Origin of the sequence: Nocardia fusca NBRC 14340, from assembly GCF_001618425.1 — a bacterium.
In the GTDB taxonomy this organism is placed as follows: Bacteria; Actinomycetota; Actinomycetes; order Mycobacteriales; family Mycobacteriaceae; genus Nocardia; species Nocardia fusca.
Window position 1 is genome coordinate 361857 of the sequence record NZ_BDCU01000018.1, and the last position, 21080, is coordinate 382936.

A 21080-nucleotide genomic window follows, 5' to 3' on the forward strand; every position below is an offset into this window, starting at 1 on the left:
CGAGCTCAGCGCACGAACATACCGCACCCGTCGGAGTCGTAGAACTCCAGCCACAACCGGTCCCCGTCGAACCGGGCCTGCGAGATACTGCCCGGATTCGCGCTCTCGCCCACCGGGGCGAAGACGAACGTGTCACCGTCGCGATGCCGCATCGGCATCGCGACGTGGCGCGGCCCCATCGTCAACAGCAGCGCGTCACCGTCCACCGCCACCGACGCCGGACCGAAATAGTCGTTGCCGTACTCACCCGCATAATCCTCCAGCGGTCGCGCCGGCGCCGGATTCGGCGGCGGCGGGGCCCCGACCAGCTCACCCGCCGGCGCGTTCAACTGCTCGAACGCCTTCGAATAGAGCTCCCACCAGTTCTGCCGCACCTCACCGAACTGCACCAGATCGGCGAACTCGGCGTTCAATGTCTCCGGCACCCCGATCGGCGCGGCATTGGTCAGCGTTACGATGCCCACGTTCACCGACGGAATCATCGTCATCGCGGTCGCCGCACCTTGATCGAACGCTCCCGAATGACTCAGTACCACCCGGCCCGCCGGCGAATTGCCCACATTGAAACCGAATCCGTACTGACCCGCCCGGGCATCCGGCTCGGCCGGCGGCGACGGCACCGACTGCGGTGTCAGTGCGGGCAGCAGCGCCTCGGGCGCCACCACCTGCGCGCCGCCGTGCTTCCCGTTCGCCAGCACCATCATCATCCACTGCGCCATATCCGTCACCGACGAACTGACGCCTCCGGCGGGGGACTGGGCATCCGGCTGCCGTCCCGGCTGCGCCGGACGATACTTGCCGTCCACCAGCACATGCCCGGACGCGCGGTCGCCCGCCGCGACGAAATCGGCATACCGGGAACTGGTCGACGACATACCCAGCGGCCGATAGATGCGCTGCTCCGACAGCGCCGACCAGCGTTGCTTCGACGCATCGGCGACCGCGATCGCTGCCGCGGTGAGCCCGAAGTTCGTGTACGCGTAGGAATCGCGGAACGGCGCCAAGGGCAGCATGCGCAACCGCTGGAGAATCGCGGTCCGATCGAACCCGAGATCCTCCAGCTTGTCCCCGGCGTGCTCGGGCAGCCCCGAACGGTGCGCGTACAGGTCGCCGATCGTCACATGGTCGCTCACATACGGGTCCTCCAACGCGAACCACGGCGCCGCTTCACGGACCGGCGTATCCCACTTCACCACTCCTTCTTGGACCTCATGTGCGACCACGGTGGCCCCCACGGGCTTGGACAGCGACGCCAACTGGAACACCGTCCCCGGATTCACCGGCTGCCGCCCGTCGACGTCCCGCAGCCCGAACCCCTTCTGGAACACCACCTCGCCGTCGTAGACGACGGCGACCGCCATCCCCGGAATATCGGTCTCGCGCATCAACTCCTCGGCGCGGTATTCGAGCGTGCCCAGAATGTGTTCGACCCGTCCGCGCGGTATGGCGACGCCGGCCGCCTGATCGGGCCGCGGATCCGATGGCGAGGTCGAGGGCGCGGCCGCCCCCGGCACCGGGGTCGGTTCCCGGTCCCCGCACCCCGCTAGCAGCCCCGCGGCGGTCACTACGGAGACACAGAGAACTACCAGCCGACGTCTGCGCATAGCTCGCCTCCGGGAGGTCGTCGCTGACACGAGCCCAGTCCGTCCCGAGCCTAACCCCCGCTCACGCTCGCACCCGGCACGCGGCAGGCTGTGTTTCCGCAACGGCTGCGGGGCAGGGGAGGGGCGGGCCGTCTCGGCGGCGAGTGAAAGGGGAATGAGTTCCGCAGTCGGTATCCGCTCCGCCGTAGTGCGGGACCGCATCGCTGAAAACGCAGACCAGGCCGAACCCCTGCGAATCGGCCGCAGAAAAAATAATGCCCATACTTGGATATGCGCATCTAAACATGGATACGCCCCTCATGGCCATACACGCGTTCTCCAACCGCAAAAAACAAAGGAAGAGGCTTCCTACACAAAGAGGAGCTTCCTATGAGTCATCCGGTTCGGGATAGGCGAGGGGGGTGGCTCTTCTGGCGCTTCACATGGATTCACAAACGCTGTGACGCACACGAGTTCCCGAGATCGAAGCTGATTCCGGCGCGCAGCATCCTGGTCGCCGACAGGCCGATCATGTCGCGGAAGGTTTCACTGAAATGGGACGGGGTCGCGAACCCGGCGTCGAGGGCGGACCGGGTGAGATCTTGGCCTGCCACGGCGCCGCGGACGGTGTGGATCATGCGGTTCCACCGCTGATATCCCCGAAATGTGGTACCGCACTGCTGGCTGAACAGGCGCAGGAAATGGGTGGTGGACAAACCCAGATTCGCAGCGATGTGGTTCGCGCGGAAAGCATGGGCCGGATCGCTGCGGATAGTGGCAGCGACCCGCTCGATACGGGGATCGGTGACGGACGCGGGACCCGCGATCGCACGCGCGTAGATATGGTCGGGGTCCACGACCGCGGCCCGGCACAGGTCGACGAGTTCGCGCTCACGCCGGTGAGCGAGCCCGAACGGCCCCACGGAATCCCTCATCTCGTCAGCGATGGCCGTCGCAGGCGCCCCCGTGGGATCGACGAACAACGCCAGCATCCAACCTTCTGTGGCCGTGATGCGCTGAGTCGTACGAGCGGGAACGAATGAACTGCCGGTGCGTATCGACCCACGTGCCGTACACAAGACGAGCGGCGCATCCAGGCCGACAGTGAGCATCGCAACCGAAGGCGAATGCGGGTCGACACCGAGGTCCGGCCCGATATAGCCGACGTGGCCGGGGCGCACCCAAGCCACCGGCGTCCGGACAGGACCGCAGATTTCCGAAAGCGCGTCGATGCTCACTTCCGCCAGAGTATCGCTACGCCGCCGGAAGTACGGCGGTCGACGAGTTCATGGAGAAGCAGTTATGCGAGGCAAAGTTCCCCTGGGTGTGCGGCTACTGTCCGCATTCTCGACCGAACCCGACCGGGATGCGATCACCCCTGCGCAGATCATCGAGTTACGCGAAGCGCAGAACCGCAGGCGTCGCTCGGCGCTCGGCAGGACGACGACCGGCCGACCCCATCGTGGCGCACACATCACATCATCGGCACTCGATCTGCCGGACCGCCGGCTGCAGGTGCGTGCGTACCAACCCGAGCACACGGGTAGCGGTACGACGACCGCAAAAAGGGCGGCGAGACGATGACCGTCGTCCTTACCGCCACAGGGAAGTCGTCCCCGCGGCCCGCGGATACCGACTTCGCTGCGGAACAGAGCGCCCCGGCACTGCTGCGCCCACACGCGGGCACTTTCACCGCCGTGGTGTTCCTGCAGGCCGTCGGTGCTGTCGCGGGCCTGGCTCCGCTGCTGGCAGTTGCCGAATTGGGCCGCACCTTCTTATCGGCCGGTCCGGCCGATCACGGTCATGTCCGGATCGTCGTGCTCGCGGGCGCGACCGGACTCTTCGCCCGCCTGCTGTTCACGGCCGCATCGACGGGGCTCGGGCATCTGCTCGACAGCAGGGTGCAACTGTCGTTGCGGCGGCTGCTGGCGATCCAGTTGGGCCGCGTCCCGATGGGCTGGTTTGCCCGCCGCCGGACCGGTGAGCTGGCTCAGCTGGTGGGCGAGGATGTGAGCGCTGTGCACCCGTTCATCGCCCACGCTCCCGGCGAGCTGGTCTCCGCATTCCTGGTGCCCCTGGTGTCGCTGATCTACCTGTTCACCATCGACTGGCGACTGACCTTGATCACGCTGATACCGGTACTGCTCGCACTCGCACTGGTGCCGTTGATGATGGCCCCGCCCCGGCTGCGCGAACAGGAGCAATTCGATGCGGGGATGGGCCGGGTCGCGAGTTCGGTCGTCGAGTTCGTGCAGGGCATCGCGGTGGTCAAAGCGTTCGGTGGGGCCGGGCGCGCCCACCGCGCGTTCCGCACGGCCGTGGACGAATTCGTCGGCACCTTCTTTCGGTGGGTGCGAGGTCTCGCCCCGATCGCCGCGGCAATGCAGCTGGTGCTTTCACCGCCGTTCGTGTTGTCGGTCGTGCTGATCGGCGGGGCAGTCCTGATCGAGAACGGATCGCTGGCCGCGGCGGATCTACTGCCGTTCTTACTGCTGGGCCTGGGGCTGACCGCTCCGGTGGCCGCTCTGGGACACGGCTTCGATGATCTGCAAGCCGCCCGCCGCGCGGTCGACCGGATCCGGGACGTGCTGGCGGTGGAGCCGCTGCCGCAGCCCGCGCGCCCGCTCACCCCTCAGGGCCACCGGGTGGAACTGCGCGGCATCCGATTCGCCTACGACGCCGGCCGAGAGATCCTGCACGGTATCGACCTGGTACTCGAACCGGGGACGGTCACTGCCCTCGTGGGGCCCTCGGGCAGCGGAAAATCCACTCTGGTGCAGCTGTTGCCCCGTTTCTTCGACCCCACTCACGGTTCGGTACTGCTCGGCGGCATCGACCTACGCGACCTCGCCGATCGGGAGCTGTACCGGACGGTGTCGTTCGTCTTCCAGGACGTGCGGCTGCTGCGCGCGTCGATCACGGACAACATTGCGCTGGCAGTGCCGCACGCCGACCGAGCAGACGTGATGCGCGCAGCCCGGCTGGCGAACATCCACGACCGGATACTGCAGCTGCCGCACGGTTACGACACCGTCATCGGCACCGATGCCACGTTGTCCGGCGGTGAAGCGCAACGGATCTCGATCGCCCGCGCGCTACTGGCCGACTCACCCGTTCTGGTACTCGACGAGGCGACCGCCTTCGCCGACCCCCAGACCGAACAGGCTGTGCGCCGAGCCCTGACGACGCTGAAAGGCGAACGGACGATCCTGGTCATCGCCCATCGCCTGGAGACCATCGCCGACGCCGACGCCGTCGTGATGCTGGAGAACGGATCGATCGTCGAACGTGGCCACCTTACCGAGCTTCTGGCACGGACCGGAAAATTCGCCGATTTCTGGCGCACCTACCGGTCGGCGATCACCGATGAGGCCGAAACCCGCGCCGATGCAGTACAAGGAGGCCAGGACCGATGATCCGAATGCTGATGCGTGTGCTCGGGCCCGAGTACGCCCGCCCGGTGCGCCGCACGGTGGCCCTGATGACGGCGACCGCAGTCGCCGAGGGATTGTCCTACGCATTGCTGGTCCCTGTCCTTCGAGCGCTGTTCGGGAGTACACCCGCAGACGCCCGGCCCTGGCTGACCGCGTTCGGGGTCGCGGTCGCGGCCTTCGCAGCACTGCGTTATCTCAGCGACCTGTCCGGCTTCCGCGTCGGGACCACATTGCTGCGGGGAATGTACCACCGCCTCGGGGATCACCTGGCACGTTTACCTCTTGGCTGGTACAGCACGAACCGGATAGGGGAGATGTCCGTCCTGGCCAGTCGCGGCGTCCTGGAAGCAATGAGCGTGATCGCGCATCTGCTGGCACCGTTCGTCTCCGCAGCGGTCACTCCACTGACGATCGTCGCCGTGATCTTCGCCTTCAACTGGCAGATGGGCTCGGCCGCACTGCTCGCTGTCCCGCTCGTCGCGGCCGCCTACGCATGGACGGGACGAGTGACAGCCGCCGGCGACGTGGAGCGCGCCGAACGCGCACAGGAGGCCACCGGGCGGGTCATCGAGTTTCTGCAGGCCCAGCCGGTGCTGCGCGCCGGCGGCCGGACCACGGAACGCTTCCTATTACTCGACGACTCGCTCCGGGAACTCGAGCGCGCATCCCGACGATTCACCCTCGCCACACTGCCCGGCGTGGTGGGCCTGACGCTCACCGTGCAGGCCATGTTCACCGGGCTGCTGGTTCTGGCCACCTATCTGGCGCTCGGCGGAAGAATCGGCGCGGCAGAAGCGCTGACGATCCTGGTGCTCGCTGCCCGCTGCGCGGACCCGCTGCTGTCGCTGGCGGACATCGGCGGAAAACTCCGCGGTGCGCGCTCGGTCTTGGTGAGACTGGATGCGCTCTTGCACACCGAGCCGCTCCCGGAACCGCACGAACCGATCCAGCCGCAACGCCACGATCTCGCGTTCGATTCCGTCACCTTCGGGCACGGCGACCGCCCCGTGCTCGAAGGCATCTCGCTCTTCGTACCCGACGGACGGAGAGTAGCCATTGTCGGTCCGTCCGGCGCGGGCAAGAGCACGCTGCTGCAACTGCTCGCGCGGTTCCACGATGTGGACGCGGGTGCGGTACGGGTGGGCGGGGTGGATGTGCGCGAGATCAGCACCGAGGGGCTGATCCAGCAGATCGCCATCGTCTTCCAGGACGTCTATCTCTTCGACGGCACCATCGAGGAGAATGTACGCCTGGGACGCCCCGGTGCGAGCGACGCCGAGGTTCGGGCGGCGGCGGCCGCGGCGCGGTTGGACGAGGTGATCGAGCGTCTGCCGGACGGATGGACCACCGATGTCGGAGAGGGCGGTGCACTGCTGTCCGGTGGTGAGCGCCAGCGGGTCTCGATCGCGCGAGCGTTGCTGAAGAACGCACCCATCGTGCTGCTGGACGAGGTGACCTCCGCCCTCGACCCGGTGAACGAAGCCGCCGTCCATAAAGGCATCGAACGCCTGATGGCCGGCCGGACCGTTGTGATGGTGGCGCACCGACTGCGGACCGTCCAGCGCGCCGACCACATCGTGTTTCTCGACAACGGCCGGATCGTCGAGCAGGGCAGCCACAACGAACTGCTACTCCGTGGTGGCCGATACGCCGACTTCTGGAACCTCTCCCTGGCACCGGCAGGCAAATGAGCAACAACAGATTTCACCGGAAGGAGCACTGGATGTGCCGCACAGCTCGACCGAGGCCTTCGAAGGCGTCGACGGCATGTTCTTGCTCGCCGGCCGACCAGGTCGCTGTACTGGCCGAAGTGCTGGGTCGCGAGCTGCGCTGTGAAGCCCTGACACCCGCGCAGGCCCGTGCCGAGATGGAAGCGACGATGTCCGAGGAGTACGTCGATGCGTTCTTCCGTTTTTTCGTCGATGGCACACTCGACGAATCGATAATTTATCCCACCGTGGAGGAGGTGACCGGGCGTCCAGCTCGCACTTTCGAGGAGTGGACGTCCGCCCACATCAGCGCCTTCGGCGGCCGGGGGAGGCGGGGGCATCTTCTTACTGGTAACTCTGCATATTCGATTCGTGCATATTCGGCCGGGTCGGAGTTGGCAGGCGTAGAGTTGGCAACCCGATGCGACAGGAGTTGACGATGTCCATACGCGCCAGACCAGCGATAGTCCGGACTACTGCGATCGCCGTGGCTGTGGGTGCCGCCACGCTCTTCGGCACGGTCGGGGAATCATTCGCCGACGTCGAACCCGGCGCCTATACGTCCACGACGTGGTCGTCCGGCATCGTGCTCCTGCAACGCGACGGGCGCGTCGAGGGCGGGGACCTGGTCTTGATAGGGCGTTACCCAATTCATTCGACGCCCGACGGTGGTTACGTGGACCTGTTTCCCGGCCACCGAGTCGTACTGATCAGCGACGGACATGGCGGGTACACGGGCCCGGCGTATTTGGGTGGAGTGGTGGTCGGCGCCATCACGCTGACGCCCCAACGCTGACCGATCGAGCACCAAGCTCTGATGTGGATAGGGGTCGCGCTTCGTTGATGCTGCATGCAGGAGTTCAGTTGACATAATGTAGATTATCGGCGTTCTTTGGTGGATGGGTTTCGGTGGTGGCGTAGCGCGGCCTGCGATCGCAGTTCTGCATTTCCAGGAAAAGGAGAGTTGGGAGTTGGTGATGGACCCGGAATGGGTTCAGAGTCACTAACTACTAGCGGATTTGGCAAATATTTCACGCAACCGCCGATGCGTCACTGTGACGGAATAGGGCGGGTGTCGCTGGTGTGGCGTTGCTGCTGAACCTCTCCTCTTTTCCTGGATTCGATCGACTGGGGCGTGACCGGCCGGTCGGGGGTTGTCGAGCGGTCGGCGCCCTCCGTGCTGGAGTTCCGGAACGCCGTCGCTACCCCCGTGCGAGTCCGACTGTCGCGACCACTCCCCTGGGTGTTGCTGTGCTGCAATGGGTTTGCCGATGAGTCGATTATGTCAACCAACCCGCTGTGTACTGCATCAGCTCCACTTCCCTGATACCGCAGACGATTTCTCTGGCACCTCATACAGCAGCGGTGCGCCGAGTCCCGGCACCGGCCGCGTTCACCGATTGGCGGTCAGCACTGCCGCCAGGCCTTCTTGCAGATCCTTGACGAAGAACTCGGGAACCTCCAGCGACGGGAAATGTCCCCCGATCTCGGGCGACCGCCATCGGACGATCTGCCGATATCGCTTCTGCGCCCAGGGGCGCGGACACTTCTCGATGTCGCGGGGATACATGGTGATTGCCGATGGGATGTCGACCCGGAGTTCGGGGTCCAGCGAGTTGTGGCTCTCGTAGTAGATGCGGGCCGCCGATGCGCCGGTGCGCGTCAGCCAATACAGGGTGACGTCGTCGAGAACGCGGTCTCTGGAAATCGTCTCGAACGGGCTGTCTTCGGTATCCGACCATTCAGCGAACTTGTCGAGGATCCAGGCGAGAAGCCCGACCGGTGAGTCGACGAGCGAATATCCGATGGTCTGCGGCCGGGTCGCCTGCTGCTTCGCGTACGCCGCGCGATGGCGCCAGAAATTGCGGGTTTCCTCGGTCCACTCACGCTCGACCGCAGTCAGCCCGTCCGTTGCCAACCCGGGCGGCCCCTCCGCGAACGTTGTGTGGATGCCGAGAACGTGCGCCGGGAACCTGCCGCCGAGAACCGTCGTGATATTACCTCCCCAGTCGCCGCCGTGAGCTGCGAACTTGTTGTAGCCGAGCCTTCCCATCAGTTCCACCCATGCGGCCGCGATCTTTTCGGTCCCCCACCCGGTGGTGGCCGGCTTGTCGCTGTAACCGAAGCCCGGTAACGACGGGACCACGACGTGGAACGCCGGCGCATCCGAATTCTTCGGATCTGCCAGCTCGTCCACTACATCGATGAACTCGGCAATACTGCCCGGCCAGCCGTGCGTCACGATCAGAGGAGTGGCATCCGCGCGCGCGGATCGGCGGTGCAGGAAGTGGATTCCCAGGCCATCGATGGTCGTGCGGAACTGGCCGATCCGGTTGAGGCGCTCTTCGAACGATCGCCAGTTGTACCCGGTGTGCCAGTAGTTCACGACATCGATGAGGTCGGTAAGCGGAACGCCGTGTTCCCATCTGCGAGGACCGGGCGCGGCGCGATAGACCGTTTCGGCCTCCGGTAGCCGCGCCGCGGCCAGTCGCGCGCGCAGATCGTCGAGGTCGGCGTCGGCTGCGTGGGCTTCGAATGCTTGCACGTCGCTGGTTGGACGGTGCATGAGACCTCCTGGTCGTCGAGGAACCGGCTAAGACGGTTCTAACATGCATTCGTGCCGGCATGCAACCAGCTAAGGTGGTTCCATGCCTGCTGGATTTCCTGACTTTCGCCTCGGTAGCGTGCTGGCGACCAGCTTCACGGCGACTCTGACGGAGCGTCGTGGCGACGCCGTGGAGCGCATTCCCACGCCGCAGCGACTCGTCGACTGGCTGGCAGTGAACGGCCTGGCCGTGGAGTCCTGCACCACCACCCAGCTCGAACTCGCTCGGGACCTGAGGGAATCAATTCACGCCGCCGCGACCGCGGCCGCGACCCAGGACCCGCTCCCCGCCTCTGCTGTCCGAACCATCAATGAGTGCAGTATTCGGGGTCGGGCCGCGGCCGTCCTGACGCCCGAGGGCAATCGTCGATGGCAGCTCGGCTCGGCTTCCGGTGTAGAAGATGCCCTGGGCGTGATCGCCGCCGACGCGATCAGCATCATCGCAGGCGAACGAGACGGAAAACTGGCCCTGTGCGCGTCGCCGACCTGCCGAGCCGCCTTCTTCGATACCAGCCAGAGTCGCACCCGCAGATGGTGTGACATGAACACGTGCGGGAATCGCCAGAAGAAGGCGCGCTTCAACGCCAACCAGCGCAAAAGCGCCGGCTCATTCTGAGCTCCCGATGACCACGGAAAGCCTCGTTCTCGATGAGTTTCGAGCGCCTGGCGGGTCTACCCGGTTATGAGGAGACTGATCTACGGGTTCAGCGTGTCTCTGGACGGCTACATCAACGACCGCGCCGGCAACATCGACTGGACCGACCCGGACGACGAGCTGCACCAGTTCCACAACGACCGCTTCCGCGGCGTCGAGGTGTCGCTGCACGGCCGCCGGCTGTACGAGCTGATGGCCGAGTACTGGCCGCACGTGCCCGAGGACGCGCCGCGCATCGAGCGTGAGTTCGCCGCGCTCTGGACGGAGAAGCCGAAGGTTGTCTTCTCCCGGACGCTTACCGAGGTGCACTGGAACAGCACTCTGGTCGGCGAGAACGCGGTCGAGGAAGTTCGCAGACTGAAGGCCGGCGGTGACGGCGTCATGGAGGTCGGTGGCGCGAGCCTCGCGGCCTCGCTGATGCCGCACGGGCTCATCGACGAGTACCAGCTGTTCCTGTTGCCGGTGGTGCTCGGTGGCGGCACACCTATGTTCCCCTCGCTGGCCGAGCGCCTCCAGCTCCGATTGGCCGAGACGAGGCACTTCGACACGGTGGTGATGCTCCGCTACCTCGCCGAGTGAGCTCCGTTCAACCGCTGCGGCCCCGTCGGGCGACCGTCACCCCAGCGGTGCGACCGGCGACGGCGAGCTCGGTGAATGCCCCGGCGAAACGGGGTTACGGTGACGCGCAAAGACCTCCGCGGACCGATATGGGTGTGATCTCCCAACCCGTATCGTCCCCGGAGGTCTTCGCTCACATCATCCGGCCGCAGTATCCTGGGCAGCTACCCGGCGTACTCGATCGAGGTACGAGATCGGACGCACAGCGATGCGGACGAGCGCGAGAGGGTTGTCGTCGCCTGCCGAGCGGTTGGCACCCATCGCGCCACACGCGGAGCACCGATGGATGATCACCCACTCACCGGTGCCGCGCACCGAGATGGATATGGCATCCATGCGTCCTCCACACGCCGCCGCGCGGTCGCCCGGGATCTTCCGGTCGACGTGCCTGCTGGCCAGGCACGTCGGGCAGTGATTCCGGTGCGCCGTTCCCGGTGCCTGCATCGATACCTCCGAACGGCAGCCGAGACAACGGAACGATGTCCCGCGTCGCGCGGGCCCGTCCCGGTGGACCGGCTTGGCCCGCTGCGGATGACCACGGCCGGCGTTTCTGCGTGACATCGCGCTCACCTCACTCGGAGTTGTGCGAGATGTTCGAGCGGGAAAGGCGGTTGCGCCAACGGTTTCACCGCGATACGGATCAACAGGAGTTGGTTGTCGTCCGCGGCCACCGGGGCTGCTTCGAGGTGATCGCAGCCGGTGCAGCGTTGGATCAGCATCCAGTCGCCGTCCCGCAGTATGGCCACCGCGATCGGATGCGTGCGCGCACGGCACCGGCCGTGTGTGCCGGCCAGGCAGTTGGGACAGTGTGAGCGCGGCTGGGCATCCGGTCCGGCCGCGGACACCACGAGTCCGCAACGGATGCAGGTGAAGGTGGATAGATGTGGATTCGGCGTGCCACTGTGGGACACGGGAGTTCTCCTCTGTGAGATCGATGGGTCGGCATACTGCCGAGCCCGATCGACCCCGCGGAAGACTCACACCGGACAGGAAATCCGATGTCGGTTACGGATCACCGATCCGAGCGGTTCGCGGGATCGCGCGGGAGCTCGGCGGCCGTCCGGGGCGCATTTGACATGGTCCACCACCTTCGAGTTCGGAGTTGCCGGCACCGGGCCGGATCTGCGTCACGATAGGCAGCGCCGGCGACGACGCGCAATCGAATTACTCCCCTCCGGACGCCGGCATGCCGCCACACACGGCTGAACTCTCCCGGACGGTGCGACGCGGGCACGCTTCGGTGCGGCAGTTTTGCCTCGGTGGGGGCCTCAGCGGCCGAGGAGGCAGAACGCGTGCCTCCGCCGGCCGATTCACGGTCGAATCGAAGTTCGCATGAGCACTCACACCGACCCTCGTCATCGATTCCGAGGGTCCGACCTCCAGGGTGAGTTCGCCCGGACTCGGGCGCGGGGCCGGTCACCAGGGTCGTGATTCCGGGAGGAGTACCGGCGTAGTCCGTGACCGACGCGGCCAGGCGTGGAAGTTTCGATATCGACGCGGCTCACCTGCCCTTGACCGACCGGGGTCGAGCAAGCGGATCGACCGTATGCCGCGTTCACTGGAATTCACAAACAATACCGACCGTTTGGTCGGCTAATATTTCTAGCGAATTTACAGCCAGGTGAGATGCCTTGTCATGGCGGAGTACGGCCTGGTCAGCTGATTATCCATGGAATGCCAGGTCATCGGCCTAGACCAATTGTTGTGATTGTTCCCTATGAGCGCGTAGACCGATTGTGAGACAATACTTTTCGTGCCTCGGTCGATCAATAGCAACTGCGTGGCAACGATAATGCCACAATTCGAAGCGACCGCAACATCGGCTCGGCGACACGCCCAGACCACGAGCTGGCCGGCCCGAACCGACTTCCCACCCCACCAGCCACCCCGGATGGTCCGGTTGCGGCCGTCGGACTCCCTTCTCCCTCACCGCGATTCGCCAGGCGACCGGATTTCGCGCGCGCTCATAGCGGGCTGCGGTGCGCGGCCGCCTCGGCTGGTCCGCGGCACGAAGCTCCACGGTGAAGGCGGGTTTGAGTTGATCTCTTGACAAGTGATCCGTCCGTCTCCTCGGCTCCGGTCCCGGCGGCGTCCGCGTGACAGTGCGGTGGCCGCCCGGTTCGTTTGCGTCGAGGTTCGGAGGCGATGGCCCAGTATGCCCAGCGGCGACGAGTGACTGTTGGGACGGAATCTAGTAGGAGGCGGTTATGGCTACCGACGCGTACGTGGAGCAGGCTTCGCTGGCCGAGGTCATTCGGCACGGCAGTCCGGAGTTCCATCAGCAGCTGCAGAAGATCCTGAGCAACCCGGACTACGCGGTCACGGAGCAGCAGAGCCAGGAGCAGCGGCGTCTCAACGCCTACGATCAGTTGGGCGACCTCGTCCGGCAGATCGGCGCCCGTGCTGTCGCGACCGACCTCCCCAAGCTGTTCGCGGTGTTCGATCAATGCGCGGTGCTGGCGACGGACCTGATTCCATTGATCTCCGGCCATTACAACCTGGCCACGGGGAGCTTGGCCACGCTCACCGACTCCGATTCGGCCGCACCGTATCTGCTGGATCTCGACGATGCCACCGCTGTCGGCGTCATTCTGCTGACCGAGTACGAGTGCGGCTCCAATATCCAGTTCATGCGGACCACCGCGACCTGGGACGGCGACGGGTTCGTGCTCAATACCCCGGATCCGAAAGCCCGCAAATTCATGCCCAGCGTCGGGATTCCGGTGTCCCGGGTCTGCGTCGTCGGTGCCCGGCTCGTCGACTCGGCGGGTGTCGATCAGGGCGTCCACCTGTTCACCGCACGTCTGCGTGATGCCGACGGCGCCCCGGCTGCCGGTGTGACGATCACCCAGCTCGGTCATCAGCCGCTGGTGATCATGGATAACTCGGTGATCAGCTTCGACAACCTGCGGCTCGACCGCGATGCCTGGTTGAGCAACGACCTCGCCACCATCGACGACGACGGCGTACTGACCTGGCGCGACGAGGCGAGCCGCAAGCGCGCGTTCGCTTCGGCGAGTAGTCAGCTGACCGTTGGACGTCTGGCGCTGTCCTCGTGCTTGAACGCCGAGGCCCGGGCCTCGCTCTACATAGCCCTGAACTATGCGAGCAGGCGAGTCGTTCCGATGACACCCACCGACAAGCCGACCATGCTCGACATCCCCCACGTGCGTGACACGCTGCTCACCGACCTGGCCGGCACCGTCGCCCGCACCCTCTACGGCAACGCGGTGAAGACCTCGCTCGTGGGTGCGGATCTCACCGCTCGCGAGCCTGTGGTGGCGGTGATGCTGGCCAAGGACTTCATCCAGCGGCACGCATTGCAGACGGTCACCGACTGCCGCGTGAAAATGGCTGCCCAGGGGATGTTCAGCGCCAATCGGGTCGCCGGCTACCTCGGTGTCTGTCACGCCGCGATGACCGGTGAGGGCGATGTCTCCGTCATGGGGTCGGTCGCAGGTCGGGTACTGGCCAAACAGCTGGCGGGCACACCGCCGCCCGAGCCCGTCCCCCACGATCCTGCCGATCCGGCGGACCGGGCCCGCCTGCTCAGTGCCCGGACACTGACGATCGCACAGGAAGCACAGCCACACCTGGGTATCCCCACACTGGAAGCCCGGCTCGAGGTGATTCCGGACGCTCTTGAACTCGCTGAGGCATACTCCGCCGAACAAGCCCTGCTGGCACTGGAGGAACATGCCGGGCATCCCGAGATAGCGGCGGTCCGGGACGTTTTCGCCCTGGACCAGATCCACCGGCACGCGTCGTGGTACCTCACCCACGGCCTACTCGATCTGGATGCGGTGAAGGCGGTGAAGCAGCAGCTTCGCGGCGGACTGCTCTACGAGGCCATCGACGAACTCGCCGGTCATCTGCCTGCTCTGCTGGCTGCTTTCGAGTTCGACGATGAGGTTCTCGGTGCACCAGTGCTGGCCGATGATCTGGCCGCGGCGTGGGAGGTCCGCTGCCGTGATGATCGGCTCCGGCGCTGATCCTGGCAGGACAGACCTGTCAAGGGGCTGCCGCTCGGCGGGATCATGGCGATCGCACCTACCGGGGGTGTGGCCTGCGCTACCCGATTGACGCCCCAGCGTTCGCCGACGCGGGGGTATTCGTCGGCGAACGCTGGGGGCCCGGCTGCGCGGGTTCCTTATCTGCACTCCTGTGTAGAGGCTGCCGGGGAGGCGGGTGGCCGTGGGATCGGACCGTTCTTGGTCGAGCGGGTCCGGGCCGTGGATTCGTTGTCGCTGTCTGTGCGGGCGCCCGCGTAATGCCCGCCGATGGGAGATTCGAGGTGCGGAGGGCCGGCGCATTCGTGGCCGCCGGTGCGCCCTTCGTCGACCTCTTCGCACGCCAGCGCCCTGAGGAGGCCGCCCCTGGAGCTGGTCCATCCGGCGAGACAGTGGCTCGATGGCCAGTTCTTGGATTGGAGTACGACCGCAGCTCTGGGTCGGAAGGCTCGAGGATCAATTTCTGCGAGAGCACCCGCGGGGGTGAGATTATCCAGCTGGAGAGCCGCTCTCGGGATGCCCGACGGCGGGCGCCGGCTCGATCGGCCGCTGGTCGCGGTCTATCGGAGTTTACGAAAGATCGGACACACCACTCCAGTGCAGAGGCCGTGAACATGCCAGATCCCGAAATCAGCGCATTGCATCGACTTGCGGCTTCGCCCGACTTGGCATCTCAGGGCTCGGCAGCAGGGACCGCCATGATCACCGAAGCAGAAGCCGAAATATCCGCGGCGCGTTGGTACCTGAGCCAGCGGAAAGGATCTGTAGACGCACCTCCACAGGCGTCGGCCACCGAGCCAGCGACCGCCCACCCGGGCTGGCACGAGGTCTTCGGGCGCACGGACCCTGATTCATTCGAGAGGTGGTGCGCATCGTCGCTCAGAATGAGCCCGGTGGGCCCGCCGCCGGGATCAACCGACGTGGTGTGCACCTCCGGGTGGTTCCGGTTCCGGATGTTGCCGGTCACGGGGAGTACCGAGTAACCGGGTGTGCAGCGCCAGGTAGAGCAGCGCGGTATCGACGGGAGACGCGAAGGATTTGCCGGTGAGTCGCTCTATCCGCTTGAGACGGTGCAGGACCGTATTGCGATGCAGGTGCAGGTGCTGTCCGACTGCGGTGGTGGAGCCGCCGAATTCGTACCAGGCCAGCGCGGTGTCCACGAGCAGCCCGGCGACCGCGGGATCAAGTCCATCGAATGCGGCGAGCAGGTCGGCGAAGACGTCTGCGGCCAGATCGGGGTTCGCGGCGATCAGCGCACGTTCCGGTGCCGAAGCGTAGGTGTGGATCCCCGTCTCGGCCGGGTTCGCGCAGCGGAGCGCGAATCGTGCCTGGTCCAGTGCGGCGGGCGCGTCGGCGAGATCGGTGAAGGGCCGGCTCGCACCGGCCCGTGCCCGCACTGTCCGCAGCGCGCGATCGAGCGTGGCCGGTGCGGCGGCGACCACCAGGGTGACCGAATCGCCGTCGAGCACGGTCGACGCGGTGGTGACACCGGTCGCGTCGAGGCGAATATCGCCTACCAGAACCACCGAGGTGGCTCGGGTGGGCAGATGCATCCGGCGGCCGAGTTCAGTGCGCTGCCCGGGTGGCAGCCCGGGGTCGAGCAGCGCGCGCAACATGCCCTGGCTCGGTTGTGCGGTCCCGCCGGCGGCCACTCGCCGGTAGGCTTCGGAGGCCGCGACCGAGTAGGTGTCGACGGTCGCCCATATCAGCGTGGACAGCCGGGGAAGTGCCGCCCGGTCGTCGTCCCCCGCGGAGTCGACGATGATCTCCCAGAACATCAATCCCGCGACGCGGAAGGCGTGCAGCAGGCTTTCCAGCGGAATACCGCGTTCGGCCTTGAGCCGCCCGGCTCGGCGAGCGGGCTCCAGCGGGTACGGGAGCTCGGCGAGGGCGTCCAGCCACGCCGCGCAACAGTCGGCGACCAGCGCGAGCAATTCGTCGTGGCCGAGCGCGGCGGTGCCGTAGTCGATATCTTCGTGCTCGATCCGTGCGGTCACCAGCTCGGTGATCGCCGTCGAATCAGCGTGGAGATCCCGCAGGAGGCGCGACTTCTCGAACTGTGTGTCCTGGCTCACTATTGCTCAAGGTAGCGCGGGCTGTGCGTAGGCACAACGGAGTCGGTCGAAGTGGGGGCCCGCGCCCATGGCTGCCCCGGACTGGATCCCTCGATACTGAGCGTTCGATGCCGCCGTCACCGCGGCCATGAATCGATCGGAGACCGTCGTGAGCACCGTAATTCGTGAACTGTTCGAGCGTTATCACGCATGCTGGGTCGACCGCGATCCCGACCGGATCGTCGAACTCCACACCGCCGATTCCGTATTCCACCTGCATTCGGGCCAGGAACCCGCACGCGGCCGGGCCGCGATTCGCGAGGCCGCGGCGGGAACTTTCGCCCTTGTCCCGGATCTGACCTTCCACTTGGTATCGCTGCGGGTCGGTGCGGACTTCTGGGTGGTGCAGTGGCAGCTGACCGGTACCTCGGCCACCGGCCGGGACATCTGTGTCGATCTCGCGGATTACGTTCTGGTCGAAGACGGCGCGGTCAAGGAGAAACATTCTTACGTCGACGGTGTCGCCATGCAGGCGGCGCTGGTCTGATGGGGACCTGGTTGCACGGCCCACCGCCCCACCGTGACCAAGCCATAGGCCACTGCGATCCAGGCGTGGCGAACTTACAGAAAGTGCGTTCTGCCGTGTGGTTCCCTTGCTGGCCGGATTCGCTGGGCAGCCAGGGAAATACTGCTCACAGGCTAGACCGTTGGGGCGTTGCCCAGTCCAGGAAGCCTGGTGTGGACCATTTGTGGCACAATAGGTTTCGTGTATCAGTCTGCCAGCGGCAACTGGGCGGCAACGGGGTTGTCGCCGGATGACGCACCGGCGCAGGAGCCCTACGGGCCCGCGCCGATGGCCTCGATGACCGGTTTTGATCAGAGGGAGCATTCGACGCGTGTGCGGTTTCCAGGCATGGTGTGCGCTCTGAAGGATTCCGGGGAACAGGGCCCCTGGAGTGCACATGGGGTTGGTCGAGTGTCGACCCGCGCCGGCCGGGCCGCCGAACGAAGCCTCATGTGAAGGTGCGTGATGCATTGACTTCTTGAAGGTGGTCGTTCGGCGTCTACGCACTGTGGTTCCAGCTCGCTTCTACCGCGTGAAATGTTCGCGGTCGTGGCCATGCCGGGGTGCGTTCGGGCCGGCGGCGACCTCCGTTATGCCCGGCGGCCGATGGTCAGCTGCCGGGGTGTGGAAATAGATAGGAGGCGTTATGGTTTCGCATGGGTACGCGGGTGATTTCGCGGCCCTGTTGTTCGGTGATCGGCGCACCGATGCGCAGGACTACAACAGGGTTTTCGGCGGGTCCGACTTCGACCAGGATTGGTGGGAGGCCACGAAGGCCCCTGGGAAGCGGGCCTACGAGCGGTACCTGCGGCTGTTGCCCCAGCTCTCGGCCACCGACACTATCTCTGATATTCGCCGCCTCGTCGCCCTGCACGAGCGGGCCACGGTCGTCGACCCGCACCTCGGTGCGTTGCTGACCGTCCAGGTCAATCTCGTTCTTGGCACCCTGTTGGAGCAGCAGGCGCCTGGCGAGGAGGTCAAAGCCTGTCTCGAGGACCTGCTGGCCGGTCGCGCTGTGGGCGCCTACGTGCTGACCGAGTCCGGCCATGGCAGTGACCTGCCGAACTTGGAGCTCACGGCCACCTACGATCCTTCCGATGGCGGCGGATTCGTCATCCATACGCCGACCGATGCGGCAGTGAACTACATGCCGACCACCGCGCCGCCGCCTGTTCCCGGGATTTCGCGATTCGGGATCGTATTCGCCCGCCTCGTCATCGATGGTGAGGGCCGCGGCAATTATCCCTTCCTCGTACGGCTGGTGGACGCAGACGGAACGGTCCGCCCGGGTATCACGATCCGTCGTCTGCCCGACAAGACCCTGGGCATGGACAACTCGATCACCCGTTTCGATCATGTGCGGGTGCCGAAGGACTGCCTGCTGTCGCACACCGGGACCCGTATCGACGAGAACGGACAGCTGGTCGAACCGATCCCCGCGGACAATCAAGTGTGGCGTGCGATCAGCCGGGTGCGTGTGGGCCGGCTGGCGATCTCCGCGATGTCGGCAGCAGTCTCTCAGGGCGCGCTGTCCATCGCCCTTCAGCACGCCGAACAACGCGACATCGCCAGCCTGGACCACGATGCCCCGCGGCTTCCGCTCTTGGAGGTCCCCGCGCACCGAGACCGGCTCATCGATGCCGTGGCAGACACCTATGTCGCGACCACGGCAGTGGAGATCGCACTCTCCGCCTTCGTCGCGGCCGCCGAGTCCGGCGCAGACGAGCAGGCGCCAGAGCTGACCGACCTGGTGTCGCTGACCAAGTACCTCACCACCTCGACGGCTCTGAAAGTCACCAGCGAAGTGCGGGACCGGATGGGCGCCCAGGGGGTGTTCGACCACAACCTGGTGGTGGTGTACCGCGCGCTGCGTGATGCTGCGGCGACAGCGGAAGGCGACTCCTACGTCATTGCGCTGCAGGCCGCGTATCGATATCTGAGGACCTCGGTCAGCGAGTGGACCCCCGGATCGTGGGACGAAGTGCTGTGCGATGTCGACACCCCGAAGAACTGGATCGCCTGGCTGGATGCACGGGCGCGGTTCCTGCAGCACCGGATGGTGGAGGCCTACGCCAGCGCTGGAGGGTCTCGGCAGGCGCGGTGGGACAAGACCTATGACCTGGCTCTGGCTGCGGCCGAGGCGCGGACCGTGCACCGGGCCGTCGAAGCTCTCGCCGAGCGTGCGCGGCAACTACCGGCCGAGCCGCAGGAAGTGATATCGCAGATAATCACCCTGTTCGCCATCGGCCAGTACGGGGCCCATGGAACCGATTTGCTCCCGGACGGACCGGCGCCGAAGACGGTGAAGCCGCTGGTGGAGCTGCGTCAACAGCTTCACGATTCCCTTGCCGTACATCTGCCGGATCTGGTGGGTGCGTTCGAGCTGCCGTCGGAGCTGTTGCGCACAGCCTTCAGTGGGGACTTCGTAGCGCAGCACGCTGGCGCCTTGGCCGAAGTCGCCGATCCGACTACCTCATAGGCCTCGCACCGTCGGCTTCGGGTTACGCCCTCGGCGTAACCCGAAGCCGACCTGGTTTTCAGAATCGGCCGGCCGGTGAAGGGACAGGGGCGAAAGGCCGGACGGGTTCGAACACGACGGGCAGCTCGGCCAATGAGCGATGGAAGGGCCCCGGCCGGTAGTCCAGGTCATCGGCGGGGCGAGCCAGCCGGACATCTGGCAGCTTGTCGAGCAGCTGATCAATCGCGTTCTTCGCGACCTCGAATGCGACCTGCTGAGCTGGGCAGGCGTGAGGGCCGGTGCCCCATGCCAGATGCGACCGATTGTCGGTGAATTCGCCGGCGATCGCCGGGTCGTTATTACACGCCGACAAGCTGGTCACGACTGGCTGATGTGCGGGCAACCAGACCCCATCGACGAGGATCGGCTGCGGCGGATAGGTGATGAGGAAGTTCGCCAGCGGCGGGTCTTTGAACAGCAGCTCGTTGAGCGCGTCAGACGTCGTCAGCGCGCTGTTCCCGTGGAAGCGGTCGTCCCTCATTATCAGCAACAGGGTATTGCCGATCAGGTTCGCCAACGGTTCGATCCCCGCACCGTAGATAGTGACCAGCTGATGCACGAGCTCCTCGGGGCTCAGGTCGGCCTCATGGCGAATCAGCCTGCTGGTGACGTCGTCGCCGGGCTCCTCCTGCTTCAGCATGACCAGATCCGACAGCGCGCTGACGAACATCGCGTTGCCTGTGCCGCTCGGATCGCCCTCGAACATGAGCGCCATACCCTGCTTGACGCGATCACCGATGTCCGCGGGGCAACCGACCATTCGGTTGAGATAGGCAAAGGTGACAGGAACCGCGTACTGATTGACCAGGTCAGCGTATCCGAGTTCACAGAATTCGTTGACTGCCCAGAGAGCGATGGTCTCGATCTCTTCGTGCAAGTTGTACAGGTTGATTCTGTCGATGCTGTACACGCTGGCGTCGCGGTAGCGCCGGTGTTCTGCGCCTGCGCTACGAAGAGCATTCGGGCGATACTGCATCATCGACTTCACCGGGCACGAATCCGGGATGTCCCTCTCCCAGACTCGCGGATCAGCCGGGAAATGAGCGGCATCGTTGCCGATATCCACTGCGATGCGGTAGCCGATCACCAGCGTGGCCGGTACCCCCGGCGACACTTCCACCGACGCCAAGGAAGGGTGTACGCGACGCATTTCCCTATAGGCCTCGTGCGGGTCGTTGGCGAAAGCCTCCTCCCACATCGGGAACCGTGGGTCATACGGTGACGGTTGCGGGGCTGCGTGCCGGGATTGCCGGTAGGGTGGTTCGAAAGGCGTGGTCAATGGGTAACTCCCAAATGCGTAACAGGAATACGAACATGCTGATGTTGTCG

16 protein-coding genes are annotated in these 21080 nt (G+C 65.6%); 9 read left to right on the top strand and 7 right to left on the bottom strand.

What is annotated here, in order from left to right:
* Nucleotides 1-5: 5 nt before the first annotated feature.
* Both NF4_RS10980 and NF4_RS10985 read right to left on the bottom strand, forming a co-directional pair.
* Nucleotides 6-1604 carry a serine hydrolase gene (locus NF4_RS10980; protein ID WP_063127162.1) on the bottom strand — a complete coding sequence of 533 codons (1599 nt, stop codon included), beginning with the start codon at nt 1602-1604 and terminating at the stop codon, nt 6-8.
* Between the two features lie 428 nt (nt 1605-2032).
* Nucleotides 2033-2518, bottom strand: a complete 486-nt coding sequence (locus NF4_RS10985; RefSeq protein ID WP_232330403.1) for a helix-turn-helix domain-containing protein — start codon at nt 2516-2518, stop codon at nt 2033-2035.
* Nucleotides 2519-3163: 645 nt separating this feature from the next.
* Between NF4_RS10985 and NF4_RS10990 the strand changes: the two genes are divergently transcribed.
* The 4 genes from NF4_RS10990 to NF4_RS11005 all read left to right on the top strand — a co-directional run bounded on the left by NF4_RS10990 (nt 3164) and on the right by NF4_RS11005 (nt 7522).
* Complete coding sequence (locus tag NF4_RS10990; protein ID WP_084533031.1) at nt 3164-4999, top strand: ABC transporter ATP-binding protein; 1836 nt, start codon at nt 3164-3166, stop codon at nt 4997-4999.
* A complete protein-coding gene (locus tag NF4_RS10995; protein WP_063127164.1) occupies nt 4996-6708 on the top strand; it encodes an ABC transporter ATP-binding protein in 1713 nt (570 codons plus the stop codon). Before NF4_RS10990 ends, NF4_RS10995 begins: the two co-directional genes overlap by 4 nt.
* Nucleotides 6709-6827: 119 nt before the next feature.
* On the top strand, nt 6828-7163 hold the full coding sequence (locus tag NF4_RS11000; RefSeq protein WP_063127165.1) for a Rossmann-fold NAD(P)-binding domain-containing protein: 336 nt from the start codon (nt 6828-6830) through the stop codon (nt 7161-7163).
* A 50-nt stretch (nt 7164-7213) separates the two neighbouring features.
* A complete protein-coding gene (locus NF4_RS11005; RefSeq protein ID WP_369690921.1) occupies nt 7214-7522 on the top strand; it encodes a hypothetical protein in 309 nt (102 codons plus the stop codon).
* A gap of 597 nt (nt 7523-8119) precedes the next feature.
* Here NF4_RS11005 and NF4_RS11010 read toward each other — a convergent pair.
* Nucleotides 8120-9292 (bottom strand): epoxide hydrolase family protein, encoded by a 1173-nt coding sequence (locus NF4_RS11010; protein ID WP_063127167.1) that lies wholly within the window; start codon nt 9290-9292, stop codon nt 8120-8122.
* A gap of 82 nt (nt 9293-9374) precedes the next feature.
* Here NF4_RS11010 and NF4_RS11015 point away from each other — a divergent pair, with 82 nt between their 5' ends.
* Entirely contained in the window at nt 9375-9947 is a 573-nt protein-coding gene (locus tag NF4_RS11015; protein WP_063127168.1) for a CGNR zinc finger domain-containing protein, read from the top strand.
* Between the two features lie 66 nt (nt 9948-10013).
* Nucleotides 10014-10565 carry a dihydrofolate reductase family protein gene (locus NF4_RS11020; RefSeq protein ID WP_063127169.1) on the top strand — a complete coding sequence of 184 codons (552 nt, stop codon included), beginning with the start codon at nt 10014-10016 and terminating at the stop codon, nt 10563-10565.
* A gap of 177 nt (nt 10566-10742) precedes the next feature.
* On the opposite strand, the gene NF4_RS36440 is transcribed toward NF4_RS11020, so the two are convergent.
* A complete protein-coding gene (locus NF4_RS36440; protein WP_084533032.1) occupies nt 10743-11165 on the bottom strand; it encodes an RNHCP domain-containing protein in 423 nt (140 codons plus the stop codon).
* Between the two features lie 5 nt (nt 11166-11170).
* Nucleotides 11171-11515, bottom strand: a complete 345-nt coding sequence (locus NF4_RS11025; RefSeq protein WP_063127170.1) for an RNHCP domain-containing protein — start codon at nt 11513-11515, stop codon at nt 11171-11173.
* A gap of 1296 nt (nt 11516-12811) precedes the next feature.
* Between NF4_RS11025 and NF4_RS11030 the strand changes: the two genes are divergently transcribed.
* The gene (locus NF4_RS11030) at nt 12812-14596 is read left to right on the top strand and encodes an acyl-CoA dehydrogenase family protein (RefSeq protein ID WP_063127171.1); all 1785 of its coding nucleotides are present in this window, start codon (nt 12812-12814) and stop codon (nt 14594-14596) included.
* A 929-nt stretch (nt 14597-15525) separates the two neighbouring features.
* On the opposite strand, the gene NF4_RS11035 is transcribed toward NF4_RS11030, so the two are convergent.
* Nucleotides 15526-16689, bottom strand: a complete 1164-nt coding sequence (locus tag NF4_RS11035) for a PucR family transcriptional regulator (protein WP_063127172.1) — start codon at nt 16687-16689, stop codon at nt 15526-15528.
* Between the two features lie 148 nt (nt 16690-16837).
* On the opposite strand from NF4_RS11035, the gene NF4_RS11040 reads away from it, so the two are divergent.
* Both NF4_RS11040 and NF4_RS11045 read left to right on the top strand, forming a co-directional pair.
* Entirely contained in the window at nt 16838-17215 is a 378-nt protein-coding gene (locus NF4_RS11040) for a nuclear transport factor 2 family protein (protein WP_198165293.1), read from the top strand.
* Between the two features lie 664 nt (nt 17216-17879).
* Nucleotides 17880-19712: an acyl-CoA dehydrogenase family protein gene (locus NF4_RS11045; protein ID WP_063127174.1), complete on the top strand. Its 1833-nt coding sequence runs from the start codon at nt 17880-17882 to the stop codon at nt 19710-19712.
* Between the two features lie 58 nt (nt 19713-19770).
* On the opposite strand, the gene NF4_RS11050 is transcribed toward NF4_RS11045, so the two are convergent.
* The gene (locus NF4_RS11050; protein ID WP_157120159.1) at nt 19771-20949 is read right to left on the bottom strand and encodes a cytochrome P450 family protein; all 1179 of its coding nucleotides are present in this window, start codon (nt 20947-20949) and stop codon (nt 19771-19773) included.
* Between the last annotated feature and the right edge of the window lie 131 nt (nt 20950-21080).